This window comes from [Leptolyngbya] sp. PCC 7376 (assembly GCF_000316605.1).
Lineage (GTDB): Bacteria > Cyanobacteriota > Cyanobacteriia > Cyanobacteriales > MRBY01 > MRBY01.
Genome location: NC_019683.1, coordinates 4,564,008 through 4,589,745, shown reverse-complemented (window position 1 = coordinate 4,589,745; position 25,738 = coordinate 4,564,008). Strand labels below are relative to the sequence as shown.

23 protein-coding genes are annotated in these 25,738 nt (G+C 44.9%); 12 read left to right on the top strand and 11 right to left on the bottom strand.

Translation table 11 applies throughout. The features are described 5' to 3' along the window. Positions 1-25: 25 nt before the first annotated feature. The 4 genes from LEPTO7376_RS20575 to LEPTO7376_RS20560 all read left to right on the top strand — a co-directional run bounded on the left by LEPTO7376_RS20575 (position 26) and on the right by LEPTO7376_RS20560 (position 4,646). Positions 26-868 carry an ABC transporter permease gene (locus tag LEPTO7376_RS20575; protein WP_015135969.1) on the top strand — a complete coding sequence of 281 codons (843 nt, stop codon included), beginning with the start codon at positions 26-28 and terminating at the stop codon, positions 866-868. Between the two features lie 51 nt (positions 869-919). Next, the gene (locus LEPTO7376_RS20570) at positions 920-1,696 is read left to right on the top strand and encodes an ABC transporter ATP-binding protein (RefSeq protein WP_015135968.1); all 777 of its coding nucleotides are present in this window, start codon (positions 920-922) and stop codon (positions 1,694-1,696) included. Between the two features lie 84 nt (positions 1,697-1,780). Further along, a complete protein-coding gene (locus tag LEPTO7376_RS20565; RefSeq protein WP_015135967.1) occupies positions 1,781-2,953 on the top strand; it encodes an agmatinase family protein in 1,173 nt (390 codons plus the stop codon). Positions 2,954-3,104: 151 nt separating this feature from the next. Beyond that, entirely contained in the window at positions 3,105-4,646 is a 1,542-nt protein-coding gene (locus LEPTO7376_RS20560; RefSeq protein ID WP_015135966.1) for a serine/threonine-protein kinase, read from the top strand. Here LEPTO7376_RS20560 and LEPTO7376_RS20555 read toward each other — a convergent pair. The 3 genes from LEPTO7376_RS20555 to LEPTO7376_RS20545 form a co-directional block, all read right to left on the bottom strand. Beyond that, a complete protein-coding gene (locus LEPTO7376_RS20555) occupies positions 4,610-5,200 on the bottom strand; it encodes an RNA 2'-phosphotransferase (RefSeq protein ID WP_264308924.1) in 591 nt (196 codons plus the stop codon). The two genes, LEPTO7376_RS20560 and LEPTO7376_RS20555, sit on opposite strands and share 37 nt — an antisense overlap. 17 nt (positions 5,201-5,217) lie before the next feature. Then, the gene (locus LEPTO7376_RS20550; RefSeq protein WP_015135964.1) at positions 5,218-5,679 is read right to left on the bottom strand and encodes a DUF4870 domain-containing protein; all 462 of its coding nucleotides are present in this window, start codon (positions 5,677-5,679) and stop codon (positions 5,218-5,220) included. A 125-nt stretch (positions 5,680-5,804) separates the two neighbouring features. Beyond that, positions 5,805-6,980 (bottom strand): TRC40/GET3/ArsA family transport-energizing ATPase, encoded by a 1,176-nt coding sequence (locus LEPTO7376_RS20545; RefSeq protein ID WP_015135963.1) that lies wholly within the window; start codon positions 6,978-6,980, stop codon positions 5,805-5,807. A 369-nt stretch (positions 6,981-7,349) separates the two neighbouring features. Here LEPTO7376_RS20545 and LEPTO7376_RS20540 point away from each other — a divergent pair, with 369 nt between their 5' ends. The 4 genes from LEPTO7376_RS20540 to LEPTO7376_RS20525 all read left to right on the top strand — a co-directional run bounded on the left by LEPTO7376_RS20540 (position 7,350) and on the right by LEPTO7376_RS20525 (position 12,321). Beyond that, positions 7,350-8,714: an adenylate/guanylate cyclase domain-containing protein gene (locus tag LEPTO7376_RS20540; RefSeq protein WP_315861543.1), complete on the top strand. Its 1,365-nt coding sequence runs from the start codon at positions 7,350-7,352 to the stop codon at positions 8,712-8,714. 218 nt (positions 8,715-8,932) lie between these two features. Then, complete coding sequence (locus LEPTO7376_RS20535) at positions 8,933-10,402, top strand: adenylate/guanylate cyclase domain-containing protein (protein WP_015135961.1); 1,470 nt, start codon at positions 8,933-8,935, stop codon at positions 10,400-10,402. Between the two features lie 182 nt (positions 10,403-10,584). Further along, positions 10,585-11,148: a peroxiredoxin gene (locus tag LEPTO7376_RS20530; RefSeq protein ID WP_015135960.1), complete on the top strand. Its 564-nt coding sequence runs from the start codon at positions 10,585-10,587 to the stop codon at positions 11,146-11,148. Positions 11,149-11,328: 180 nt separating this feature from the next. Beyond that, positions 11,329-12,321 (top strand): NAD(P)/FAD-dependent oxidoreductase, encoded by a 993-nt coding sequence (locus LEPTO7376_RS20525; RefSeq protein ID WP_015135959.1) that lies wholly within the window; start codon positions 11,329-11,331, stop codon positions 12,319-12,321. 349 nt (positions 12,322-12,670) lie between these two features. Here LEPTO7376_RS20525 and LEPTO7376_RS20520 read toward each other — a convergent pair whose 3' ends face one another. Genes LEPTO7376_RS20520 through LEPTO7376_RS20510 form a run of 3 tightly spaced genes read right to left on the bottom strand, consistent with a single transcriptional unit; the run spans position 12,671 to position 14,696 of the window. Beyond that, entirely contained in the window at positions 12,671-13,144 is a 474-nt protein-coding gene (locus LEPTO7376_RS20520; protein WP_015135958.1) for a CRR6 family NdhI maturation factor, read from the bottom strand. 11 nt (positions 13,145-13,155) lie between these two features. Beyond that, a complete protein-coding gene (locus LEPTO7376_RS20515) occupies positions 13,156-14,157 on the bottom strand; it encodes an ABC transporter ATP-binding protein (RefSeq protein ID WP_015135957.1) in 1,002 nt (333 codons plus the stop codon). Then, the gene (locus LEPTO7376_RS20510) at positions 14,157-14,696 is read right to left on the bottom strand and encodes a Fur family transcriptional regulator (protein ID WP_015135956.1); all 540 of its coding nucleotides are present in this window, start codon (positions 14,694-14,696) and stop codon (positions 14,157-14,159) included. The genes LEPTO7376_RS20515 and LEPTO7376_RS20510 overlap by 1 nt, the downstream gene beginning before the upstream one ends. Positions 14,697-15,215: 519 nt before the next feature. Here LEPTO7376_RS20510 and LEPTO7376_RS23990 point away from each other — a divergent pair. Both LEPTO7376_RS23990 and map read left to right on the top strand, forming a co-directional pair. After that, positions 15,216-17,900 carry a peptidoglycan-binding protein gene (locus LEPTO7376_RS23990; RefSeq protein ID WP_015135955.1) on the top strand — a complete coding sequence of 895 codons (2,685 nt, stop codon included), beginning with the start codon at positions 15,216-15,218 and terminating at the stop codon, positions 17,898-17,900. Continuing rightward, on the top strand, positions 17,897-18,736 hold the full coding sequence (gene map / locus LEPTO7376_RS20500; protein WP_015135954.1) for a type I methionyl aminopeptidase: 840 nt from the start codon (positions 17,897-17,899) through the stop codon (positions 18,734-18,736). Before LEPTO7376_RS23990 ends, map begins: the two co-directional genes overlap by 4 nt. Positions 18,737-18,889: 153 nt before the next feature. On the opposite strand, the gene LEPTO7376_RS20495 is transcribed toward map, so the two are convergent. The 4 genes from LEPTO7376_RS20495 to LEPTO7376_RS20480 form a co-directional block, all read right to left on the bottom strand. Then, a complete protein-coding gene (locus LEPTO7376_RS20495; protein ID WP_015135953.1) occupies positions 18,890-19,720 on the bottom strand; it encodes a response regulator transcription factor in 831 nt (276 codons plus the stop codon). 201 nt (positions 19,721-19,921) lie between these two features. Next, positions 19,922-20,260 (bottom strand): DUF4870 domain-containing protein, encoded by a 339-nt coding sequence (locus tag LEPTO7376_RS20490; protein ID WP_015135952.1) that lies wholly within the window; start codon positions 20,258-20,260, stop codon positions 19,922-19,924. Between the two features lie 74 nt (positions 20,261-20,334). After that, a complete protein-coding gene (locus LEPTO7376_RS20485; protein ID WP_015135951.1) occupies positions 20,335-20,904 on the bottom strand; it encodes a TM2 domain-containing protein in 570 nt (189 codons plus the stop codon). 82 nt (positions 20,905-20,986) lie between these two features. After that, positions 20,987-21,994: a phenylalanine--tRNA ligase subunit alpha gene (locus LEPTO7376_RS20480; RefSeq protein WP_015135950.1), complete on the bottom strand. Its 1,008-nt coding sequence runs from the start codon at positions 21,992-21,994 to the stop codon at positions 20,987-20,989. Positions 21,995-22,099: 105 nt separating this feature from the next. Here LEPTO7376_RS20480 and surE point away from each other — a divergent pair, with 105 nt between their 5' ends. After that, on the top strand, positions 22,100-22,939 hold the full coding sequence (gene surE, locus LEPTO7376_RS20475) for a 5'/3'-nucleotidase SurE (protein ID WP_015135949.1): 840 nt from the start codon (positions 22,100-22,102) through the stop codon (positions 22,937-22,939). 3 nt (positions 22,940-22,942) lie between these two features. Here surE and LEPTO7376_RS20470 read toward each other — a convergent pair whose 3' ends face one another. Then, on the bottom strand, positions 22,943-25,159 hold the full coding sequence (locus LEPTO7376_RS20470; protein ID WP_015135948.1) for a hypothetical protein: 2,217 nt from the start codon (positions 25,157-25,159) through the stop codon (positions 22,943-22,945). 216 nt (positions 25,160-25,375) lie between these two features. On the opposite strand from LEPTO7376_RS20470, the gene LEPTO7376_RS20465 reads away from it, so the two are divergent. Beyond that, complete coding sequence (locus LEPTO7376_RS20465; RefSeq protein WP_015135947.1) at positions 25,376-25,738, top strand: hypothetical protein; 363 nt, start codon at positions 25,376-25,378, stop codon at positions 25,736-25,738.

Below are 25,738 nucleotides of genomic sequence, written 5' to 3'. Positions count from 1 at the left end.
AATCACCTACTGTGCGGCGATCGCCATGATTACTAAATCTCCCCTGGAACCGAAAGTCCAACGTCCGACGCGAATGCTAAAACCTTCCCTGTTTTGGGATATTACCTCTGGCATTCCGAAGCAGCTCCGTTGGTCTTTGATGGCAATTTCGATTGTGTTGCCGTTAATTCTCTGGGGGGTGATCGCCGCGCAGGGTTGGGTGAAACCTTTATTCCTCCCATCTCCCGCTGCCGTCGGTGGGGCGATCGCCGAACTGTGGCAAAGTGGCGATCTCCAAAAAGATATTATCTATAGCGTTTTGCGAGTCTTGGCTGGGTTTACCTTTGCCGTGATTGTCTCAATTCCCCTCGGCATTTCGATGGGAGTGTTTGCCAGTCTGCGCGCCTTATTTGAGCCGATTATTGGCATTGTCCGTTATATGCCAGCACCCGCGTTTATTCCGCTGCTCGTCCTCTATTTTGGCGTCGGCGAAACCCCGAAAGTTTTACTGATTTTTATTGGCACCTTATTTTTCAATACCTTGATGGTGATGGATGCCGTCAAGTTCGTTCCCAAGGAATTAATCGAAGCCACATATACTCTCGGTGGAACAAGGCCACAAGTGGTTTTTCGTGTGATTTTTCCCTATGTTCTCCCGAAAATCATTGATGCTGGTCGGGTCAATATTGCCGCTTCTTGGAACCTCGTGATTGTTTCAGAATTAGTTGCAGCAACAGAGGGATTGGGACGTAGGATTAGCGTTGCTCAACGATTCCTCAATACCGAACAAATTTTTGCTGGTCTAATCGTCATTGGTCTAATCGGTTTAACGATTGATCTGTGTTTTGTCTGGATGCAACGGCTAATGTGTCGCTGGTCTCTTGATTAACTCTCTGACCTGAATTCTGACGATCTTGAAGCAATTTTTACGAGGAAAGCCATGCATTTAGAAGTTAACCAGCTCTACAAATATTTCACGACACGCCACGGCAAAATTACCGCTCTCAAAAACGTTAATCTCCATGTGGAAGATGGCGAATTTACTTGTGTGGTGGGTGCTTCTGGTTCAGGCAAATCAACGTTACTGCGCATTGTTGCTGGACTCGAATCAGCCTCCGAAGGAGAAGTCACCGTCGATGGCCAAAAGATTATTGGGCCCGGTGCAGACCGTGGCATGGTCTTTCAGCGCTATACCCTCTACCCTTGGTTATCGGTCTTAGATAATGTGGCCTTTGGTTTAAAGTTGCAGGGCATTTCAAAACGAGAGCGTCACGAAAAGGCTTTGTATTATCTCAACGTGGTGGGTCTAAATCTGTTTAAAGATGCTCTCCCAAAACAGCTTTCCGGTGGCATGAAACAACGGGTGGCGATCGCCCGTGCTCTGGCATCAGAACCCAAAATTCTGCTCATGGACGAACCTTTTGGTGCGTTGGATATTCTGACCAAAGAAAATATGCAGCAATTCATGTTAGAACTCTGGGAAAAAACAAAAACGACAGTGCTACTCATTACCCACGACGTTGAGGAAGCGGTATTTCTGGGGCAGCGAGTTTATGTGATGACCGCCCACCCCGGACAAGTACGAGAAGAAGTGATTGTTAACCTGCCCACCGACTCTGGCTACAAAATCAAGCGATCGTCGGAGTTTCTTGATTACAAATATCATCTGATGGAATTAATGCGAGGAGATAGTTCAGATAAAGTAGCAACTCCTTAAATGCAAATAAACTTCGCAAATGTGATTGCGCCCCAAACATAACTGTTATCGTGAGTATGCCCGTACTCCAGACCTAGCATTACCATGAGTGATCAACCTGATTTCCGCTCTCCCAGCGAAGCTCAACAAGCTCTCCAAAAAGAAGCTCAGCTTCCACTCACCGGTTGGCAACAAGAAGTTGACCGAGGCTTAGAGTTAGGACTAGAAGCCGCTGCAAGCATCAATGATCGCAGCATTCCTACTTTTTCAAGAGGTGAGTTGCCACACTATGCAGGCATCAATACCTTCCTGAAAGCTCCCTACGTCGAAGATGTTCGCAAAGTTGGGGAATATGACATTGCCATTATGGGTGTCCCCCACGACTCAGGTACGACTTATCGTCCAGGTACGCGCTTTGGCCCCCAAGGTATTCGTCGTATTTCTGCCTTATACACTCCCTACAACTTTGAGCTAGGTATCGATCTGCGCGAACAAATCACCCTTTGTGATGTGGGTGATGTCTTTACCATTCCCGCCAATAACGAAAAATCCTTTGACCAAATCTCTAAGGGTGTTGCCCATGTCTTTAGTTCGGGCGCATTCCCGATTATTCTCGGTGGTGACCATTCTATTGGCTTCCCAACAGTACGCGGCGTTTGTCGTCATTTAGGCGATAAAAAGGTTGGCATTATTCACTTTGACCGTCACGTTGATACTCAGGAAACAGACCTTGATGAACGGATGCATACTTGCCCTTGGTTCCATGCGACCAATATGGCAAATGCCCCAGCGAAAAATTTGGTGCAACTGGGAATTGGTGGGTGGCAAGTGCCGCGCCAAGGGGTAAAGGTTTGTCGGGAGCGGTCAACCAATATTTTGACAGTGACTGATATTACGGAAATGGGGATTGATGCCGCCGCAGAGTTTGCACTCGAACGTGCCCTAGATGGTACTGATTGTGTGTATATCAGTTTTGATATTGATTGCATTGACGCAGGATTTGTCCCCGGTACTGGTTGGCCAGAACCCGGTGGTTTATTGCCCCGTGAAGCGCTCGCTCTCCTTGGCAAGATTGTCCAACGTGCGCCTGTGTGTGGGTTAGAAATCGTGGAAGTTTCACCGCCTTATGATGTCAGCGATATGACTTCTCTTATGGCAACTCGCGTTATTTGCGATACGATGGCGCATCTTGTTTTATCTGGTCAGCTTCCTCGCAAGGAAAAGCCTGCGTATATCCATGAAGAATGCAATATGGATGTGGATGAGGCTTGGACATAAGAGAAGAAAAACTAGAGGCGATCGCCTCTAGTTTAATGCTGCTATTTTTGCGAGTCACTTTTCATTCATTTTGTTAACTCGTATTTAGTGCCAAAGCTGAACTCCCCTAGAGTTAAAAGTAGAGAGTGTGCGACTACCTAGGGATATTAAAATGCTGTGCTTTCATCCTGCTTGTCAAAATATCGACAATGCCCAGGGCAGTCATTTTTGTTCAGCTTGTGGTGCGCCTTTATTTCTAAAAGAACGCTATTGGGCGATCGCCTTGTTAGGGAGTGGTGGCTTTGGTCGCACATTTAAGGGAATTGTACAGCGCAATCCTAATGTTCAGGGGAAAAGTTGTGCGATTAAACAGCTCAATATTCCGACTGTTGCACCGTCTTCTAGACAAAAAATCCTTGAACTTTTTGAGCGAGAAAGTCAGTGGCTATATCAATTAGAAGAACATCCTCAGATCCCAAAGTTTATTGATTACTTTAACGAGGCGGACAATCTTTATCTCATTCAAGAGTTGATTTTAGGAGATACATTAACCTCGAAAATTGAGACGAAATCTGCTCCTATCACAGAGATTGAAATCCTCGATTTTCTTCAAGAAGTTGTTGGGATTCTGAAATATATTCATCAATATAAAATTATTCATCGCGATCTGAAACCCGACAATTTAATTTATCGAGACACTGATAAAAAATGGGTCTTAATTGATTTTGGTGCCTCAAGAATTTTGTCTGAAACAGCACTTTTAGGTGGTGCAACCATCATCGGAACGCCTGAATATATGGCCCCAGAACAACATCGTGGCAAAGTTGTGCAAGCCAGTGATCTCTATAGCCTCGGCGTTATCTGCATCGAACTCATCACAGAGCAAACAACGCTAGAGATGTTCGATTTTCAGCAAAATCAATGGCTATGGACAAAATTCATCCCAACCGAAAAACAACTCAGCAAAGCGTTTGTGTCACTCATTAATGATCTAATTGCGCCATCATTGGGCGATCGCCTCAAGTCTGCAACTCAAGTCGAACAGAGAATTAAACGCATTCGCCGCCGACTGAAAAGTACTGGTTTAGAATCATTTATTCCACCAAATTCTGGTTTTGTCCCAAAGGCCAAATACATTAATCCTGCTCATCAGCCGACGATGCCATTGGAGCAACCAAAAGCGCCTAACTTTAATGGGAAACATAAACTAGCCCAGAAGATTCAGATTCAAGAGCCAGCATCAAAATCGATTCCACAGGAAATTATCCATTACCAACAGCTAGAAAATTATTTAAAGTGGCGACGTTGGCAGGCTGCGGATAATGAAACCTGGAAATTAATCAACAAATCTATCCATAAAAATGAGAAAAAATTTCTTTTTCCCCAGGATCTGCCCCATATCCCCTGTGAAGTATTACTCACCATTGATCAGCTGTGGCTGAAATACAGTAAAGAACGTTTTGGATTTTCGAAACAGCTTGAAATTTACCGACAAGTTAATGGTAAATATCCTCAGTTTTGCCATGAACTTGGATGGGAAATTGTGCCACGTTCACGTAACGTCGTCGCCGATTTCCAATTTAAAACAAAAGCGCCGCTCGGACATTTACCATCGCGCCAAAAAATGGGTGGTTCTTCTCTCTGGAAAAATACAGAGATTTTCTATGAACACTTTGCTCACTGCACGATAGACATAAATTCAGGTGGCACATGATCCGTTAGCCAAACGCCATTATTACTGAGGAAAAATTCATGGCCTTTCATATGCATTGTCCGAGCCGTAATACCTAAGACTACAACTTTGCCATGGCGCTGACCAACGGCTTCGGCGATCGCCAAAGTTGGAGAGAGATGGACATGATGCCGCTGCATTTTTTTGAGGCCTTCTGCTTGGATTGCCTCTAAAAATCGTTGTGCTGTACCGTGATACAAAATTTGTGGTGGCAGCTGTGACTCCAAAGCTAAATCAATATCAATCGAATGACCTTGATTTGCGCGAATTTTCTGACCATCAGCACTGAAAGCGAACCGTTGTTTGTCATTGGTAAAAACAACTTCTTGCAAAAGCTCTAGGGAAATATTCCGGCCAGATTGCTGAATAGCCAACAATAATTTATCGACGTTAATCCAACCCTGTTTGTCCAGAGTGATACCGATTGCCGCCGGATGATGACGCAAGACATAGCTTAAAAATTTACTAGTTGCGACTAAATCTGACTGCATGGCGATCGCTTTTTTCTTGTCTGTATTTTGAATGTATAGGCTCAAAAATTAACGATAGACGCTTACAGTAATCTGAGGTTAAAGGGGTAGCGATACATTTGCCCTTCCTTTGCTTTCATCGCCGCATTAACGACAACAACGACTTGGAAAACGGCGATCGCCACCAAAGCAATGATTGCTGCAAAGAGGCCGATTCCTGTCGCCAAACTGATAATCACCGCAAAGAAATTACCGTCTGTTGCTCCGGCAATAAACATGAAAAAGACGAGAACAGCGACAATTAGCGCCAGAACAATACCGGCTACTGCGCCATAAATTGACATTGAGATCTGGAAATTTAGCGACTCTTTTCCATGCTCATCAATTAATTTAGATTCATCTTTTTTGAGATACCAGATGCCTGCTGGGGCCAGAATATTTAAAAATGGAATAGCTCCAATCCCGATCAAGGATAAGGGAATCCACGCCAAACTCGCCACATGACAGGCGATCGCCCAATTCTTTTCCTGTTCTGCATCCATCATCGATAATGTCCTGCCAACGCTTCACTTCAACTATAAGAGCAAATAAAAAAACTCTCCATCCCAAAACAGAGACAGAGAGACAAAACATTATCAATTTGAATAATGACCAAATTCGAGACTAATATCTAAGCTGCAAATTTAATCTTGAGGAAATCATCTTCCATCTTCGCGCCAGAAGGCTGGAGAGCCGCTAAAGCCTGAGGCAAAACTAAATTTCGACGGTGGTTACCAATACGAACATTCAGCTCATCCCCAGTTTTATTAAGTTGGATTTGCTCCTTCGGAATACCTGGTAGATACAACTCTAGGCTATAGGTTTTATCATTTTGAACCATCCGCATCGTATCTTCCTTGTGATAAACCTGCGTTGGATCTTCGTCACCATAAAGCGTTGTCTTAAGACGTTCAAGCGCCGCTAAACCACACAATTCTTCAGTGTAGAGAGGCACCTCTTTCACAGGCAAAGGATGGAAATTGTCGTGGATTTCTTTTTTATAAATCTTTTGATTTTCCTTCCACTGAGCAAAGAACGGATCATTGACGCTGTCAGGAATAATGCGGTTGGCCACTACCATATCCGTCGAGACATTATAGAGACTCAAATAAGCATGGGCGCGCAGGGATTCTTTGATCACCATGCGTTCAGGGTTCGTCACCAAGCGTACAGAAGTGACAGTGTTGTCCGTTAAAACTTTTTCGAGCGCTTCAATCTGCTCATAGAACTCATAGGGCGCATCCATGACTTCTTTATCAGGTAGAGAAAAACCAACCAATGGTTTCCAAATAGGCTCTACGAGGGGACGGAGTGCGACAGACATGCCTTGCAATGGCTTATAGAAACGACGCATATACCAGCCACCTACTTCTGGCAAACTGAGGAGGCGTAATGCTGTTCCTGTCGGTGCTGAGTCAATGATGAGAACATCATAGGTGCCTTCGTCATAGTGACGCTTCATTCGCACCAAACCAAAAATTTCGTCCATGCCAGGTAGGATTGCCAGCTCTTCTGCTTGCACACCATCTAGACCTCTAGCCTGAAGGACTTCGGTGATATAGCGTTTTACTGCGCCCCAGTTACCTTCGAGTTCTCTGAGGGCATCAAGTTCGGCTCCCCATAGGTTGGGCTTAACTTCGATTGGATCATGACCCAACTCAATGTCATAACTATCAGCGAGAGAGTGGGCGGGGTCAGTACTCAGGACAAGGGTTTTGTAACCAAGCTCCGCACAACGCAGACCTGTAGCTGCTGCAACAGAGGTCTTACCGACACCTCCCTTTCCTGTCATTAAGATTACGCGCATGGTGCGTTTGTCCTTTATTAAAATCGTTTTTACATTTCTTTACTAATTATCCCCCACGAGCTTTACTTTTCGCTATCGGTAAAGGGATAGACTGCGAAAACCTACTGGTGACTTCATTTAGACATCAGTTTGAGTTCGACTAAGATCAGGAGGAGAATTTATCACCGAAACAAATCTGAAATGACTTCGTTTACGATGGATACGTAAGTGTCTACCTCGATGATCAAAAGCTACTGCCTAAGAACAGATATAGGTTGACTCTTTATGAAGCGATCGCCTCTATTGCGAAAAGCCCGATTTTTACTACAGCGCCTTCTCTCCCAGAAAATCATTTTGGTACTGACGCTGTTATTTTGCGTAGGCACGACCTTGACTATTTTTAGTGTGTGGCAGCTGTCAGAGCATTTAATTCAATCACAAGCCTTACAAAATGCGGAGGTCTCAGTCGAGAATCTCAAAACTGCACGAACGCTCTACAGTGACAGTGTTGTGGCTCGCATGAGAGAGCAACCGGGAATCACAATCACTCATGATTATCACAACATGGATGGGGGGATTCCGCTTCCGGCTACCTATTTTATTGAGTTGGGGGAGGAGATTAGTAATTCTCAAAAGGGCAGTGGCGTTCGTCTTTTTAGTAATCATCCTTTCCCATGGCGTCAAGAAACAGGTGGAGCAAGGGATGATTTTGAGCGGGAGGCGATCGCCTTTTTAGAGACTAACCCCGAAGCTGCCTTCTCTAATATTGAAACGGTAACGAATCGCTTATCTTTGCGCTATGCTGTTGCCGATGTGATGAAACCGAGCTGTATCGCTTGCCATAACAGTCATCCCGATTCCCCAAAAAGAGACTGGAAGGTGGGTGATGTGCGCGGCATTATTGAGGTGGTTCAACCGCTCGATGGTCTGATTAGTCAGACCCAGTTTGATTTATTCAAACTAGTCGCCTTCCTAATCAGTCTTTTTGTGCTGGGTCTCTCTGGTTTAGTGATTGCTATTCGTCGTCTCAATAAAATCACTGAAAACCTTGAACTTGAGGTGATTGAGAGGACTGCGGATCTTGTGGATGCAAATCAACAACTCCTTGTCGAGCAAGAAAAGTCAGATAATCTCTTACTCAATATTCTGCCACCACAGATTGCAACCCAGCTAAAAAATGGCAGTGAACCTGTTGCAGATGGTTTTGGGGATGTCACGATTTTGTTTGCTGATATTGTTGGGTTTACCAAGATGTCAGAGAGTTATCCTCCCCATGAGTTGGTCGCTTTATTGAACGAAATTTTCTCTGCTTTTGATACGCTCTGTGAAGGTTTGAGACTGGAAAAAATCAAGACTATCGGGGATGCCTATATGGTTGCTTCGGGTTTGCCAGAACGAAGACCCGATCATGCCGTGGCGATCGCCGAGATGGCATTAATGATGCAACAGGAATTGCAACGTATTAATGCTGAAAAAAATATCAACATTCGCCTCCGGATTGGCATCAACAGTGGCCCGGTCGTTGCAGGGGTGATCGGCAAGAAAAAATTTATTTATGATCTTTGGGGAGATGCCGTCAATACCGCGAGTCGTATGGAATCCCATAGTTTGCCAGGCAAAATACAGGTGACGGCTTCCACCTATGAACTTCTCAAGAATCGCTTTGAATTTCAGGCTCGTGGTGAAATTGAAATTAAAGGCAAAGGAAAAATGAAGACCTATTTTCTCGAATCTTCTCCAGTGCCAATGCTCTAGGCTAAGCGGTTCCGGTTTTTTCGATGTCGTTTCTCAGGCGATCGCCCGTTATCTATTCACACTCGATAGAATCGAAGAGTGCATTTCGATTTATGTGTAATTATCTCCAATTGCCAAAATTTTACGGAAGCTGATTTCCACGGAGAGAATACATCAGCATTTGACGACCGTCTTAATAACCTCCTCAATGTCCCAGACGCATCACGGACAAATTTTTTATGCAGCGATCGCCTAGCCTTCGTAAAATCCGACTCACGTTGCAGCGTTTTCTCTCCGAAAAAATCGTCTTAGCATTAACGCTGTTATTTTGTGTGGGGGCGACCTTAACGGTCGTAAGTGTTCGGCAATTGTCGAGTGAACTCATCGAATCCCAAGCCAGTCAGAATGCCGCTATTTCTCTTCACAATATTCAAGTAGCACGCACACTTTACAGTGACGATGTTGTTAGGCGTATTCGGGATATCCCTGGGATCACTGTTGCCCACAACTATAAAGATATTGAAGGTGGTATCCCCGTACCCGCTACTTATTTTATTGAGTTGGGAGAAAAAATTAGTGAAAACGAACAAGGCGTCAATGTAAGAGTTTATAGTGACTATCCCTTTCCCGGGCGTGAAGAAACTGGGGGTGCGCGCGATAAATTTGAACGGGAGGCGATCGCCTTTCTAGAGAAAAATCCCGACAAAGTTTTTTCAAATATCGAGTCCTTTGCAGATCGTTGGTCTCTCCGCTATGCCGAAGCCGACATAATGAAAGCGAGTTGTGTCGAGTGCCACAATAGCCATCCAGAGTCTCCCAGAAAAGATTGGAAAGTGGGTGACGTGCGGGGCATTGTCGAAATTGTTCAGCCTCTCGATACTTTAGTCCGTCAAACGCGCTTGAATCTGGCTAGTTTGGCGATACTGCTAGTGAGTTTGTTTGTGTTGGGGTTAACCGGCCTAGTTATTGCCATTCGTCGCCTCAACAATGTTTCAAAGAATTTGGAGTTACAGGTTATCGAACGCACTGGAGACCTGATCGATGCCAATCAAAAACTCCAGCTTGAACAAGAAAAATCTGAGAATCTGCTGTTGAATATTTTGCCGCCAACAATTGCGAGACAGCTTAAGGATGGCAGTAAACCTGTGGCCGATGGTTTTGGTGATGTAACCATTCTCTTTGCTGATATTGTTGGCTTCACTCAATTGTCTGAAAACTATCCTCCTCGGGTATTAGTTGATTTACTCAACGAAATTTTTTCTGCTTTTGACAATCTCTGTGAAAGTCTTCATTTAGAAAAAATCAAGACTATTGGCGATGCATATATGGTTGCTGCCGGGTTGCCAGAACCTCGCGAAGACCATGCTGTGGCGATCGCCGAAATGGCATTAGCAATGCAACGAGCCGTCAAAAAAATCAATGAAAGAAGAGGGATGAACCTGAACATCCGCATTGGAATTAATAGTGGCCCAGTTGTTGCGGGAGTAATTGGCAAGAAAAAATTCATCTATGACTTGTGGGGAGATGCTGTCAATACCGCCAGTCGGATGGAATCCCATGGTTTACCGGGCAAAATTCAAGTGACAGCCGCCACCTATGAACGCATCAAAGGACGTTATCAATTTGAGGAGCGTGGTGAAATCGATATCAAAGGCAAAGGAAAAATGCACACCTATTTTCTCGAACCCTCTCCAATCCCTATATCCTAAATTCGGCTTAAGCTAGACGATTTAGACTCTTTTCAGTGATCGCCCATAGCCTTCTCTGGGATAATTTGCCCTGGCAGAAAAACCGAACAGATTTATTGTTGACTTATTCCTAAATAAGAATTATTCTGGTTTACAGAAAGCAAATATCTTTCACTGTTATCAAACTATTAAAAGAGGTCAACATGGCTAAAGTACCTGACGTAGTTTTCAAAACCCGCGTACGCGACGAATCAGTAGAGGGTCCTAACCCTTACCGTTGGGAAGACAAAACTACTGCTGACATTTTCGGCGGCAAGAAAGTTGTTGTATTCTCTCTTCCTGGTGCTTTCACACCTACTTGCTCTTCTAACCACCTCCCCCGTTACGAAGAACTCTACAGCGAATTCGCAGCTAATGGCGTTGACGAAATCATTTGTGTATCTGTAAACGATGCATTCGTCATGTTCAAGTGGGGCAAGGAAATCGGTGCTGATAAAGTATTCCTTCTTCCCGATGGTAACGGTGAGTTCACTCGTAAGATGGGTATGCTCGTTGACAAGGCAAACCTCGGTTTCGGTATGCGTTCTTGGCGCTACTCTATGCTCGTTAATGACGGCGAAATTGAGAAGATGTTTGTTGAGCCTGACTTCGCTGACAACTGCCCCACAGATCCTTTCGAGGTTTCTGACGCAGACACAATGCTTGCCCATGTTAAGGGTGAGTCTGCTCCTGGCGTTTCTGCTCCCGTTAAAGAATTTGTTGGCTAGTTTTCCACACTGACAGTCACTGATTAAAGTTCTTTAGACTTAAGGGCAGGAGGGTATAGGAAAAGCCTTCCTGCTTTTTTAGTAGATGGCGATCGCCGATATTATTCGGTTTTCGTGCATTTACGAGACAATCATCTCTACTTTCTATCTATTTTTGTTTATTTCGCGGGGATATGTGCGATGAAGCTCTCCAGTAAAAATCTAGAATCACGCCTTGATACCGTTTATGACGCCATCGTTGTTGGTGGTGGAATGGGAGGCTTATCCGCAGCTATCTACCTCGCGAGGTATGGTCTAAAATGTCTGGTCATCGAAAAAGGCCGTGGGCGATCGCTCTGGATGCAGGATCTCCGAAATTATGTCGGACTTGATCCCGAAACACCTGGCCGTGACATTATCAGACAAAGTAAAAAAGATGCTCTTCACTGGGGTGCAGATACCCTCAATGGTTACGTAGAAGATGTAACCGATGAAGGAGAGACTTTTGCCGTCAAGGTCAAAGTTGGTCGTAAGGACAGCACCTATCCAGTCTTCCGCAGTAAATATGTCATTGCAGCCTCAGGCATTATGGATAATTTGCCGAAGACTGATGATATGCAGAATGTCTATGATTATGCAGGCTACACGCTTCATGTGTGCATGATCTGTGATGGCTATGATATGTGGGATCAGAAGGCCGTTGTCATTGCCGGTACAGAAGGCCAGATTAATGCGGCTTTCGTTCTGAATTGGTTCACACCTTATCTCTCTGTGATAACCCACGGTTTAGTCGATGTGAGCGATGAGATGAAGGCAAAACTCGCAGCCCATGGCTATCCTCTCTACGAGCAAAAAATCACGAAATTCCATGGCGAAAACCACAAAATGAGTGGTGTGGAATTAGAAGATGGCACAATTGTTGAAGCGACAACGGGCTTAATTAATATGGGTTCGATTTACCACAACCATTATCTCAAAGGCATTGATGGCTTGGAGTGGAATGGTGAAAATCTTGTCACGAACGATATGTGCAAAACAACTCACGATCGGATTTTTGCGCTGGGAGATCTGAAGCAAGGTTTAAATCAGGTTTCTATCGCTGTTGCTGATGGCACTCTCGCAGCGACACAAATTTGGCGTAATATTCGCCGTGCTGCAAAGCCTCGCAAATGGGAAGAAAATATTTCTGCCTAATTGTTACCGCTGCAATGCAATCTGAACTTTGAATTAGATAAAGTCAGAAAAAAGATGAACCTCTTCCGAACCGGGAGAGGTTTTTATTTGGAATAATCAGGAATTTTGGTGGGCAATACTGAGGTATCGAAGGCGATCGCCGTGGAAATTTATCGTGTCATCCTAAAATTAGGCATTAAAAAGCCCCAAAAACCTAAATATAGAGACATTGGGACTTGAGCAACAATTTCTTTCTCGCTAGTAAATCTATCAAATTTTTTTTGGATACACCACAGTGATAATACTTAATTGATCAGTGACAAAATGATCATCGATGTGAGTTTGTTCCAATTATCTTTGGTGATTTGTCTTAGACGAGAGCGTTTAAAAAGTCGTCATCCAGCTCATAGCCAAGCATTTGGGCGATCGCCTTAACACGAGATTGAGGCTGAATCCCAAAATTAGGGAGAGTCTCACTCAGGGAAAATACTTTGTTCATCACAAAGATTTCAAGGGCTTCGGGATTAAATTGGATGCCTTCGGTGCGGTGAAACTGATGAGGCACTAACATCGCGGTGTAACGAGCAAGTTCACCTTCTTTCCAGTTCAGCAGAAATAAAAACCAAGGTAAGAGCGCATCGAGACGGACGAACCAAAGGCGTACTTCTGGAATTTCTGAGAGTTCGCGGGGATCGTTTTCATCTAAGGGGAAATCGATGAGGAGGCGATAGTTTTGTTCGGAATCAGCGAGTTGCTCTTCCAGCAAAATGGATTTCACCAAGATTTGGATCGGCTCAAGGTTGAGCGCAAGGATATCTTTTTTTGGGATTCGGATGTCTGCCATGTCTGCTGTGGTCAACAATTTTTATATTGTAAAGCTTGCAGATGATCACTTAGTTCGCCAAGGCTATGGAAATTGTTAGTGCGATCGCCATTTTTGAGAGACCAGCACTCAGGATTTAGATGAATGTCTAACGCTAAATCAGTTGGTTCTGTCGTCACGGCATAGCCTAACCGTTCTAAGGCACGAATTGTCCATGTGGCAACTAAACCTTCTCCGTGCAATTGGATAGGCGATCGCCGTTGATAGTTGAGTTGAAATTGGCCACTTTCTTGATTGAACTCAAATGTGTCGCTGCTAAACGTCTCACCCAGATCGCCGCGTAATACTAATTCCTCTGGTGTGCCAACAATTAAATTTCCTGACTCGGTGATTAACCACAGTTGATCCGCGCTGCGTAGTGCCAAATCTAAATCATGGGTAGACATTAAAACCGCTCGTCCTTCTGCATGGGATAGCGATCGCAATAGTTGCATGACCTCTACCCGTCGTGGCAAATCGAGATAGGCCGTCGGTTCATCTAGGATTAATAGTTTTGTCTGCTGAGCTAAGGCACGAGCAATCATCGCTTTTTGCCGTTCACCATCGCTAATTTGTGTAATTGATTTCTGACTGAGCTTGCTTAAACCAACTGCGGCGATCGCCTGTTGCACAATTTCATGATCACCCTTCCCTAAACGTCCTTGCCAATTAGTGTAAGGATGCCGTCCCAAACCGACGAGTTCTTCGATAGATAACCAATCGAGTTCAAGACGATCTGTAAGGACTAAACTTAACTGCTTAGCCCGCTGCTCTGGCGACAGCTCATGTAGATTTTGACCCTGTAATTGAACGGAGCCAACTATAGGCTCCCGCAATCCTGATAGCGTTTTTAAGAGGGTGGATTTCCCTGCCCCATTTGCGCCGATCAAACAAACAAAAGAGTTTGATCGCAAACATAACGATAAAGACTCAAATAGTAATCGCCGTCCGTAACCCACCGCTAAATCTTGGGTGACCAATAACGGCGATCGCATTACACTTTTTCCTTTTCCTGAGCCTTTCTCTTAATCTCTTCCTGCGCTTTCACCCTAGAACACATCCAATCATGGGGTAACGCTGAAGGCCAACCCATAAGACGCGCTTCCGGACAAATGGTGGTAATGGTCAGTTGACAATCGATCAGCTCAAACCCTTGTTGCTGACATTGTTCAATACTGTGCTTATTAATTGAGACATCTTCAAATTCCACCGTCTTATTACATTGCACACAGACTAAGTGGTGGTGATGCTCTTGAGATTGATTTAGCTCATAGTGCTTATGGCCTTCCGCCAACTCTAGCTCTCGTAAAATTCCCATGCGTGTCATGAGTTTGACACTGCGATACACAGTAGACAAACTGATCTTTTCCCCCTGCTCCAAGAGCCTCATATGCAGATCCTCTGCGCTGAGATGGTTTCCCTGGATCAAATTTAGAAACGTATTAAGGATTTTTTCTCGTTGTGGCGTAAGTCGCCATCCTTTGGAATTTAGCTCAGCTTTTAGCGCACTAACATCGTAGGAAGGTACCAGCATATTTTTTCAACAAGTTCTGCTTATTGACAATAATACTTGCCCTTCTTGATTTTGGCAATAACTACTCCTTATTGAGAATAATTCTTTTTCTCTATGTTCTTTAGGAGAAAAAAGGCATAGATAGAATATAGGTGATGATGAGCTGAACACCTTTTATTCAAGGTGTTTTAGCCGGTTTTGTGGTTCGTTAATAGTTTTGTGAATACTTGATAGGATGCTAAAGATTAACAAGTGATTCTGAGATAGTTTAGCTATTGTCTAGGTTTAGAGCTTCGCAATAACATTTCTATCGCTTAATCTCCATATTTTTTTTATGATGAGAATCCAGAAAAAATGAATGGACTCCGTCCAAATATTGTTGGCGATAACAGCGAGTAATCATTACCATTAGCCTCGAAAAACCATTTATAGAGTAGCTATTTGGTGTTATTTGATGACAAAGCTGATCTCCGGGCGATCGCCACTATACAATCAGTGATATAACCGATAAAACCGACGCATACAGAATCAGGAAAGCCCATGGCAACCCAACGTCCAGTCCTCCGTCGTGGAAGTGGCATCGACAACCGACAAGATCGCGATGATGTGAAATATCTCCAGTCTTTTCTGAAGGAAGCAGGCTTTTTACCCTCCACAGCGCAAGTTGACGGTCTATTTGGTATGAGTACCGAATCCGCCGTTAAAGCCTACCAACTTTCTAATAAACTCACCAATGACGGTATTGTTGGCGCGACGACATGGGAATCTATCGAAACTTATCGGCGTCTCTTTCTCGAACAAAAACCAACCTTACGTTCTGGCGATGGCTTCGGTTCCGTTGCCCTGCGTGATGATGTCCAAGTTTTGCAAACCCTCTTAATTAAGGCTGGATTTCTTCCTCCCGAAACAGCAGTTGATGGATTTTTTGGCTTGCAGACAGAACGAGCTGTTGAAGCATTTCAGAAAGATCAAAAATTGACGGTAGATGGTATCGTCGGCGCAAAAACATGGGATACCCTCGAAGATATCGTTCAACAAAACTCAACCAATTCACCATCACCGGGCAATGACCCTAGCTTTGTCATTGATCCACCTTCTCCAGAACCCACCCCAACACCGAGTCCTACTCCGGTCCCAGTACCTGTTGCGACTCCAGAGCCGACTCCTGAACATGTCCCCGTAACTCAAAATCCTGTATTGCGATTAGGCGATGGGATGAATTCCCCAGATAAGCAACCAGCCGTAAAGCGATTACAGTTATTACTGCAACAGGCTCGTTACTATTCTCGTAATGCTGAAGTCGATGGTCAATTTGATGCCGATGTTGATACTTCAGTAAAGGCCTTCCAAAGGGACTCTGCCTTATTTATGGATGGTATTGTTGGCCCCAATACTTGGCAAGAATTGGAAGATCTTGCCCGTGATATGGGAGAAGTGGTTCCGCCACCAGTTACTCCTAGTCCAACGCCGACTCCAACCCCAACACCCACTCCGACTCCGAATAGCGATTATCCAGTTCTTAAGTATCGCGATGGTATTGACAGTCCAGAAAAGAAAGAGGATGTCCGTCGTTTGCAGACATTGTTGCAGGAAGCACGTTTCCTCTCGATTGAGGAAACCATTGATGGTGAGTTTGATCAAAATGTCAGAACATCCGTAAAGGCTCTCCAAAACTTTGTTGATCAAGAAGTTGATGGCATTGTTGGTGTCGAGACTTGGCAAATATTAGAGCAGTTGGCGGCGGAGCAAAAGCGCAAGCAGCCTGTTTTGCAATACCGGGATGGTATTGATTCTCAGGAATATATTGATGAGGTCAAGCAACTCCAAACGTTATTGATTCAGGCGAGATTTTTACCGGAAACTAGTGTCGTTGATGGTCTGTTTGGCAAAGGCACAGAAAATGCGGTCAAGGCAGTGCAGCGACAATATGATTTGTTGGCGACTGGGGTTGTGGATGAGTCAACTTGGAAAGCTATTCGTAAGGCGATCGCCGCCACTGATGACGGCCCAGTTGTAGCCCCCACTCCTACGCCAACTCCCTCACCGACACCGACTCCCACCACTCCTCCCCCTGTTACTCAGATTAATCCCAATATTCCGAAGCCTCTTTTGCAACGAGGAGCTGGTATTGAAACGACGCAACTACGCGAAACAGTGAGTTATTTGCAAACATTGTTACAGCGAGGTCTATTTATTCCTGCGGGAGCAGTGATTGATGGTCAGTTTGGACGTCAGACAGAAAATGGTGTGAAATTTTTCCAGGTTCGTCAAAAGCTTGTAGCTGACGGTATTGTTGGTCCTTCCACTTGGCGCGCCCTCGAAGAATTTATTACAAAACTCGAAGCCACTGCAGCCCAATGGTCGGTCACGATTCCCCCCGACGAACCGGCGAGTATCCCCTCCAACCCCAGTAGTCGCAGTTATCCAACGTTGCAAAAAGGAGATGGTATTTCTGCACCTAATTTGAGACAGGATGTCAAACTCTTGCAATTGTTGTTGCAACGGGCTGGGATTTTACCGTCGAATGCCGTAATTGATGGCTTTTTTGGTTCAGGAACAGAACAAGCGGTGCGTACATTGCAACAGCAGCGTAATTTAATTGTTGATGGCTTGGTTGGTCAGCAATCTTGGATGAGTCTGTTTCAGCAGTGGGTCAGTGTGTATCAACCGCCTCGCCCTCTACTTTTCTACAGCGATCGCCTGATTGCATCTTTACCAGATAGTGGGATGCGCCGTTTCGCTGCATCATCTATTCCCCTCATTCTCGAAGAATGTCAACGGGATGGGGTCGTTGATTTAGGACAAATTGCCTATATACTTGCCACTGCTCGCCATGAGTCCCGACTGGGACAGTGGATGCTCGAATTTGCCAGTGGCACAGCCTATGAAGGACGTCGTGATCTTGGCAATACTCAACCCGGTGATGGTGTTCGCTACAAAGGACGCGGCTTTGTGCAAATTACGGGCCGACTAAACTATACGCGCTGGACTGATCGCTCTGGACTGAACCTCCTAGGAGATCCCAAGCTCACCGAAGAGTATAATATCGCTGCTATAATCTTGGTTCTGGGAATGCGGGATGGTTCCTTTACTGGACACAAGCTTGACGACTATATTTCCGGCGATCGCCGAGACTTTGTGAATGCCCGCCGTATCGTGAACGGTATGGATAAGGCCCAACTCATTGCCGGATATGCTAGAGATTTCTTTAAGGTGATGTATTGAGAGAGCTATTAAAACGACTCCTGCCCGAGAAAAAAGCCCAAACAGGTCTTCCCCGTCGCCGTAAAAAAAGTAAAGTCAAAATCAAAACGGCTGAAGAAATCGCCATCATGCGCCAGTCGTCACGGATTGTGGCGACTGTTCTTAAAGAAGTTAGCGAAATTATTAAACCTGGCATGACCACTATGGACGTGGATGCCTATGCGGAAAAACGTATCCGAGAAATGGGCGCAACTCCTAGCTTTAAAGGCTACTATGGCTTTCCCGCATCAATTTGTATCTCTGTTAATGATGAAGTTGTCCATGGCATTCCGCGCGAAGATAAGCGCATTCACAAAGGCGATATTGTCAAGGTAGATACTGGCGCATTTTTTGAAGGCTATCACGGCGACTCTTGTATCACTGTCGGCGTTGGCAAAAAAATAAAACCTGCTGCCAAGCGACTCATGAAAGCGGCGGAAGAAGCTCTTTATAAAGGGATCGAACAAGTTAAACCTGGTAATTCTCTGCTTGATATTGCAGGTGCTGTTGAAGACCTTGTGATGGAATATGGCTATTATGTCGTCGAAGATTTTACTGGGCATGGCGTTGGCCAAGCTCTCCATGAAGAACCTTCGGTCTTTAACTTCAGAACCCGTCAACTACCAAATGTCATTCTAGAACCTGGCATGGTTTTGGCCATTGAACCGATTGTCAATGCCGCGACGAAAGAAACGATTACTCTAGACGATAAATGGACAGTGATTACGCCTGATAAATCACTTTCAGCACAATATGAACATACAGTGCTGGTGACGAAAGATGGCTATGATATTTTGACTGATCGCAATCTCGTCTAAATTTGAGTTTTGAAAACTCCTCATACAGCTTGTTATATACAGCGAGTGTATGCGTCGAGGTAAATCTGCACAATAAAAAAGCGGGTATAGTGCCCAATGGGCTACCCACTTTTAACGCCACGAATCAAAAGCTATCTTTCTGAAGAAATTTGTCTACAGATTATTTACCAGCTCACGCATTGGTGTGCGCTGTTTTGTTGAACGCTGTTGTGGCGATCGCTGATTACTTGGCTCTAATCCAGTAGAGTGTCTACCGCTAAAGTCATTATTGGCAGAAGGATTAACGACATCAGGATTAAAGCGATAACCGACATTCCGAACCGTTTGAATCAGGCTAGGTTGCCGTGGGTCACGTTCAATTTTTTTTCGCAATGACAAGACATGGGTGTCAATAGTCCGGGGGTTATCAATAGCATCTGGCCATGCCCTTTGCAGGAGTTCGGAACGGCTGAGGGGTTCACCATCTGCTTGTGCCAAAACATAAAGCAAGCTAAATTCCTGCGGAGTTAGGTCAATATAAGTACTCCGGAGTAAAACCCGTCTTTGAACTAAGTCAATCCGTAATTCACCATAATCGAGCTGGAGCGGAGCATTAGTTGCATGGATACGACGGGTTAATGCTTCAACCCTCGCGAGGAGTTCCTGCATCCCGAAAGGCTTAGTGAGGTAGTCATCAGCGCCTGCTTTGAGGCCTCTGACAATGTCTTTCTCTGTATTCTTTGCGGAGAGAACTAAGATAATGACTTGGGTGTTTTGCCTTAGCCAACGACATAGTTCGAGGCCATCACCATCAGGTAAATCTGAATCCAATAAGACCAAAGAAGGCATGTGCTGCTCAAAAATCCGACGGGATTGTTGAAGGTTTGCAGCTTGATAAATGGCATAGTCAGCTTGTTGTAAATGCCAGCCTAATAATGACCTCAGGTGAGGATTTCCTTCGATAATAGCAACAGAGATTAAAGTCACGATAAATTTGACTTCCATGCGATTTGTAGGACAACTCTAACAAACTTAATGCTATGTGACTGTAACAGTGGTTACGTCTCTAGCTTTTCAAGGAAGTTATTTAAGTAGATGGTTTGGTATAGGTGTGTGATCACCCCTAAAAAGTCTTAACCGTGGGATTTTCTCCTGTTAATCTAGCGACTTAATTCAATAGATATTTTTGGGCTAGATCTTTAAAGGTTAAAGGAAGTGAAAGATAAAGGGATATTTGTAGGATTTGTCTTCGTCTTTCAGCACAGCAAGAATTGCAATGATTGGGAGAATAAAGCTTGCAAGAGCAGCTAATCCAATAATTAGAAAGCCAATCAGGATAAAGGTTGTAACCCCACCAATGGCGAAGATAATCCACATATTGAAGTGGAAATTTAGGGCTTCACGAGCATTGGCTTTAACGACGGGATCATCTGTGGTTAATAAGATACCAATCGGGATCGCAATAGATAAGCCTGTGTAGTTGATAAATGTGGCACCATGGCAAAGAGCCGAGAGCAATTTTCTTTTGTCTGGATCGAAGTTCATTATTAGATTTGTTGATGTATAGAAATAAATTTATTGTGTAGTCGAAGTGTCAACACTTCCCTCAATTTTAGCGATTAATTATCAAGTCGATAGATGATTTTTCCGTCACTGGTACGATTATCGATCTGTAAAAATTCAGACCGAACTAAGTGTTCAAGGCGAGCTTCTAAGATACTTCTGGGGACATTTTCAATTTCGATAAAGCAGTCTAATAGAGTGATTTCTCCCTTGTTTAGACAGAGTTTTAGGATGCGACGATCAATTTTTTCTGCGGCGATCGCCTCGTATTGGGTGTTTGGAGAAATTGGAGAATTGGAGGTTGAACGATTTTTATCTCGATATTCGGTGGATACGGCTTGTTCACCATTGATATTGACAATGACTTGAGGAACATCACCAGGATTATTCGTTAGGTGTCGGGATTCGTAGCCAATAAGGGTTTTGCTGTTGTATTTTTTGTCGAAGTCAGCCTGGGGCATACTCAGCAGTAATAAGGCTTCTACGAGACCTGCAAGGGTAGGAATATAGGTCCAGAAAAAAATAGCATAGACGATTCCCCAGCCTGTTTCGCCTAGGTAGAATTTGTGGACTCCAACCCCACCAAGGAAAAAGGACAGGATCGCTGCTGAGTTCTTATTTTTCATGAATTATGGAGAGTCAAATCTTTGTGGAAGCGATCGCCGAGCATCACTCCCACTTTCTATTTTAGAACTGACTTAAAAAAGTTTAGAACTGACTCAAAAAACGCATATCACTATTGTAAAGGTGGCGAATGTCATCGAGTTTATGCAAGACCATCGCAATTCGTTCTGCACCGAAGCCCGCTGCAAACCCAGAATAAACTTCCGGATCATAGCCAACCGCCTTCAGAACATTAGGATCAACCATGCCACAGCCGCCCATTTCAAGCCATTTACCGCGCCATTTCACATCAAATTCGGCGGAAGGTTCTGTGAAAGGAAAGTAGCTGGCACGTAATAAAACGTCAGTGTCTTCGCCCATGAGCTCTTGGAAAAATGCTTTGAGAGTACCTTTAAGATCGCCAAAGTTAATCTTTTTATCGATAGCTAAAATTTCGATTTGGTGGAAAACGGCAGAGTGAGTCGCATCGACTGTGTCACGACGGTATACACGGCCGGGAGCAACAATGCGAATGGGTGGCTCGTTGTTTTCCATATGGCGGATTTGAACAGAAGAAGTATGAGTCCGCAGGAGGCGATCGCCAGGAAGATAAAACGTATCCTGCATATCGCGGGCAGGGTGATCGGGAGGAGTGTTAAGCGCTTCGAAATTGTAATAATCCGATTCCACTTGAGGGCCTTCCGCAACGGTGTAGCCTAGCCCCACAAAAATATCGAGCACGCGATCAATTGCGCTTTGTAGTGGATGTTTGTGACCAAGGGGACGACCAACACCAGGCATTGTGACATCTAGGGTCTCAGCTTTAAGTTGTGCCGCAATTTTTGCTTGCTGGAGTTCGTTGAGTTTGCCTTCCAGCTGACCTTGTAAACCTTCTTTGACTTGGTTCGCTACTGCACCAACTTTGGGACGTTCTTCTGCAGATAGTTTTCCCATACCTCGCAAGATTTGTGAGAGCTTCCCTTTTTTGCCTAAAAAGCTGACGCGTAATTTATCGAGTTCATCTAAATCTCCGACAGTGGCGATCGCCTCCTCTGCCTCTTGTTGTAGCGTTTGTAGATCAGATTCAATTTGGGTCAAAGTGGAAGTGGTCATGCCAGCAGGATTTATGACTAAACTCAATTAATATTTTTAAGACCCTAACAGTGTAAACCTTCCCTGATAATAAATAACAGGTCAAATTCTGCTTGTTTAAAGTCCATGCCATCAGTGTCTTCCGCCGCGCAACAACAATTCAATATTTTAGTTAGTAATGATGATGGTATTTCTGCCCTCGGGATCCGTATCCTCGCCAATACCCTCGCTGCGGCAGGCCATCGGGTGACGGTGGTTTGTCCTGATCGTGAGCGATCTGCCACAGGCCATGGTTTAACCCTCCATCGCCCCATCCGCGCAGAACTTGTGGAAGGTATTTTTGAGCCAGCAGTAACAGCTTGGTCTTGTTCTGGAACGCCTTCTGATTGTGTAAAATTTGCCCTGAGTGCAGTGGTTACGGGAGATGAAAAACCTGATTTTGTTTTATCGGGAATTAATCATGGCTCCAATCTCGGCACAGATGTGTTGTATTCAGGCACGGTATCGGCAGCAATGGAAGGTTTACTGGAAGGGATTCCAAGCATTGCATTTAGTCTGTCCAGCCATACAAGTCATAATTTTCAACCTGCTGCGGATTTTGCTTGCCGTTTACTTCAGCAGCTTCCTCAACAGGCGATCACCCCAGCCGTTTTATTGAATGTCAATGTGCCAGCTGTACCGAGTGATGAGATTAAAGGTGCAAAAATTACGCGACAAGGACTACGCCGTTACATCGAGCAATTTCAAAAACGCCATGATCCCAGAGGTAATGTTTACTACTGGTTAGCTGGAGAAGTGATTGAAGAATTGCCCCAGCCAGATGTGTGCAATAACAATGTGTCCGGAGATATTCCTTCGGATGTGGAGGCGATCGCCGATGGATTTATTACCATCACGCCACTGCAATACATCATGAATGATCTACAAACGATTCAGTCGTTGTCCAGCGTGGATTTATTTGGCTAATGGTTAGAGATCATTAAAAAGACGGCGATTACCATCCCAACGTTTCAATTGAATTTGGTTATTTTGATCTTGGAAAACCAAAGCTGCAGTGCCACCATCCTGTAGGTCGGCGATCGCCCGGAGCTTAATTGGTTTTGTTTCATTCAGCTCGCTATAGAGCAGGTCGCCAGTATCTGCAAAAACTAAGTTATAGGCGGTTAAAGGGTCATTTTGATTGGCCACTTGAAGTACGTTTGGAGTTGCCAACTTGCCCTTTGAATCTAGGTGGATGGTCAAACGAGCTTCAGCATGGTTATTACCAGTGAGTTCTATTGGAGAAACTTGTAAAGCACCAAACTCAGCTTTCAGAGTGGCGAGATCTGGCAAAGTTGATTCAGAACGTAAATTGTCAGCGCGAAGATGCCGCCACAGATTGGCAACAATTAGGTCTACCCAAGCGGGTTCAATCGCCCCTAAATCTCTGATGCTGAGGGTATTCGGCGTCAGCCAACGGAGGGTCGTCGGACTATAGGCAAAAGCCTGACGAGCAGCTTGAGTTTGAGTGCCTTCAACCAGGAGTTGGAGTTTGCCATTTTGGAATTTTGCACCTCGTACTTGCCCAAAAGCTTGGCTAATAGGCTGCCGGAGATCAGCTTGCCCAATGTGAAGCGTCGTATTGTTATTGAGACCCAAGCTTTGCCAGAGGGATTGACCTGGGACAAAGTTGGAGAGGTCGAGATTGAAAGGAGCCTGCTGCCATTGCTGGCCATCAAAAAAGCGATTGACGTCGAGAATATGCCAGTTGCGATTTTGGTCGAGGGCGATCGCCTCAGTTTCAGGTTGCAGCCATTGATTCGGCTGAATATTCCGCACAGCCCGCAGTTGACCCATCACTTTACTGTCAGCACTGAGGGCACGAGGCTGTCGACTGAGGGCTGTTTCAACATGGTCGAGGGTCGTTTTAATTTTGGCTTGCAGCTTTTCGTCAAGCTGTTGGTGCTCCTGTAGGGAGGCGAGCGCCTCTTGTGAGCCATTTTGAGCCGTGAGAGAAAGGAATTGCCAAATAGTTACGGCATCACGGAAAGGGTTAATGGCATGGAGGGCATCAAGACGCGGTTGAAGATCTTTGCCATTCGCTTCGAGGAACGCCACCACCGTACTGACAACTAGGGGATCATCAAAATTATTTTGTAATAAACGGAGCGCCTCATTCACATCCCCCGCTCGCAGACAATGGCCAATTGTTTGACCAATATTGAGAGTAGTGGATTCGCATTTTTCTGTGAGTTGCTTCGCGTGATAAGCGACGAGCTGGAGTTGGGTTTCTGCTGCGGTTGTCCATTGCTCCGGCTTAACGGTTTGCTTGATTTCGACTAACTGCTGCTGAGCAACAACCCATAGTTTTAAACGAGCTAAGGCGATCGCCTCTTCATAAACCGGTAAATCTAGGGCGACTGTTTCGATACTGATTGGGCTCAGAATCGGTTCTTTGTAGCTGGGTTCGACACGAAAAATCTCAAATTCTGGCTCAAGGTTGCGGCTTTGATCCACCACAAATTCTTGATCCCGATCAATAAAAACCTGTTGCCATTGGGGACTATTACCCGCGGCACTCTGCCAAGGGAGAACGCTAATCAGTCGTTTTTCGTAAGGGTTGTAATGGAGCAAGACTCCGTAGCGATCGCCTGAGGTGATTTCTGTCCCTGCACTGACACCTTCGAGAGATAACCATTGGCTATCATCTCCCTCTCGCGGCAATAGTTTGAATTCAGAAAAATGATTAAGTGTGGACTTTCCAAGGCGCACTTCACTGAGCAAACTGTAGCGTTCTTCGCCGAGGACATCCCCTTCGACAAAATACACCCGCAGGGCGGCGATCGCCTCACATTGAGTGTCGCAGTCTGCAACCGTCCGCCAGACTGGCACCAGCATCTCTTCATCGAGAAAAATTGGTGCGCCAAGACTCAACTGCTCTTCTTGTAACTCGGCTTCGATTTCTGCCAAGTTTTGCAGAGGATTACTGAGGGCAATCGGCACATGACTCCACTCTGGCAAAAAGCGATTGAGCCATAAAATTGAGTTCGGGTCGAGCAATAACATTAAACCCAGCCATAACCCCACAAAAATGCTACTACCAGCGCCAATTAGCACGGCGATTGCTCCAAACTTAGGCCAACCGAGAGATGGTCGAGAAGGGAGCTGGAGTTCCGGCAATGTGTTGTTGGATTTGGCAGAAATCATAAAAAACGCTTAGTCGAAGTCGAAGGTCAGCAAATGCCATGTTTTAACCAATGTAGCCGCATTTTCGGGGAACTGTAACGATATTTAAGTTTCTTTGTTCTGTTGGTTAAAATCCCAGTCCAAAAGTACCAAAAAAATTTGCGATTACTACGGTTTTGATGCTGTTTCTGTGAATAAAGAACTGATCGAGGTTTGCCATCTTCAGGAGTTGTACCAGTGATAAATGTTTTTTCGGCAAAAAAAAGAGTTGTCCTTTCATTATTTTTGACATTAGGTATTCCTTTAATCTCTGGCAGATGTCTCGCCGAATCAGAATCACCATACTATTCACCCGCACAGTTCACCGAAAACCAGGTTCCTTCCAGTACTAATCAGTCATTTCAATGGCAACCGGCAATAAACCAAGACCAGCTCAATTCCGTTTTTATTCCACCCCCTCGCTCATCTCAGCAAAGCTCAACCTACGTTAACTATCGTTATACAACCACTCCAGCTCCAGAACGTGGCGATCGCCCCCAACTCCGAGAAATTATGCGTCTTACCCCAGCAGTTTTACCTTATTTTGTTACTGAAAATTGA

What these genes read in the sequence shown, in the direction of transcription:
- LEPTO7376_RS20575 (WP_015135969.1), top strand. Translation starts at nt 26, where the DNA reads ATGATTACTAAATCTCCCCTGGAACCGAAAGTCCAACGTCCGACGCGA.
- LEPTO7376_RS20570 (WP_015135968.1), top strand. Translation starts at nt 920, where the DNA reads ATGCATTTAGAAGTTAACCAGCTCTACAAATATTTCACGACACGCCAC.
- LEPTO7376_RS20565 (WP_015135967.1), top strand. Translation starts at nt 1,781, where the DNA reads ATGAGTGATCAACCTGATTTCCGCTCTCCCAGCGAAGCTCAACAAGCT.
- LEPTO7376_RS20560 (WP_015135966.1), top strand. Translation starts at nt 3,105, where the DNA reads ATGCTGTGCTTTCATCCTGCTTGTCAAAATATCGACAATGCCCAGGGC.
- LEPTO7376_RS20550 (WP_015135964.1), bottom strand. Translation starts at nt 5,679, where the DNA reads ATGATGGATGCAGAACAGGAAAAGAATTGGGCGATCGCCTGTCATGTG.
- LEPTO7376_RS20545 (WP_015135963.1), bottom strand. Translation starts at nt 6,980, where the DNA reads ATGCGCGTAATCTTAATGACAGGAAAGGGAGGTGTCGGTAAGACCTCT.
- LEPTO7376_RS20535 (WP_015135961.1), top strand. Translation starts at nt 8,933, where the DNA reads ATGCAGCGATCGCCTAGCCTTCGTAAAATCCGACTCACGTTGCAGCGT.
- LEPTO7376_RS20530 (WP_015135960.1), top strand. Translation starts at nt 10,585, where the DNA reads ATGGCTAAAGTACCTGACGTAGTTTTCAAAACCCGCGTACGCGACGAA.
- LEPTO7376_RS20525 (WP_015135959.1), top strand. Translation starts at nt 11,329, where the DNA reads ATGAAGCTCTCCAGTAAAAATCTAGAATCACGCCTTGATACCGTTTAT.
- LEPTO7376_RS20520 (WP_015135958.1), bottom strand. Translation starts at nt 13,144, where the DNA reads ATGGCAGACATCCGAATCCCAAAAAAAGATATCCTTGCGCTCAACCTT.
- LEPTO7376_RS20515 (WP_015135957.1), bottom strand. Translation starts at nt 14,157, where the DNA reads ATGCGATCGCCGTTATTGGTCACCCAAGATTTAGCGGTGGGTTACGGA.
- LEPTO7376_RS20510 (WP_015135956.1), bottom strand. Translation starts at nt 14,696, where the DNA reads ATGCTGGTACCTTCCTACGATGTTAGTGCGCTAAAAGCTGAGCTAAAT.
- LEPTO7376_RS23990 (WP_015135955.1), top strand. Translation starts at nt 15,216, where the DNA reads ATGGCAACCCAACGTCCAGTCCTCCGTCGTGGAAGTGGCATCGACAAC.
- LEPTO7376_RS20495 (WP_015135953.1), bottom strand. Translation starts at nt 19,720, where the DNA reads ATGGAAGTCAAATTTATCGTGACTTTAATCTCTGTTGCTATTATCGAA.
- LEPTO7376_RS20490 (WP_015135952.1), bottom strand. Translation starts at nt 20,260, where the DNA reads ATGAACTTCGATCCAGACAAAAGAAAATTGCTCTCGGCTCTTTGCCAT.
- LEPTO7376_RS20485 (WP_015135951.1), bottom strand. Translation starts at nt 20,904, where the DNA reads ATGAAAAATAAGAACTCAGCAGCGATCCTGTCCTTTTTCCTTGGTGGG.
- LEPTO7376_RS20480 (WP_015135950.1), bottom strand. Translation starts at nt 21,994, where the DNA reads ATGACCACTTCCACTTTGACCCAAATTGAATCTGATCTACAAACGCTA.
- surE (WP_015135949.1), top strand. Translation starts at nt 22,100, where the DNA reads ATGCCATCAGTGTCTTCCGCCGCGCAACAACAATTCAATATTTTAGTT.
- LEPTO7376_RS20470 (WP_015135948.1), bottom strand. Translation starts at nt 25,159, where the DNA reads ATGATTTCTGCCAAATCCAACAACACATTGCCGGAACTCCAGCTCCCT.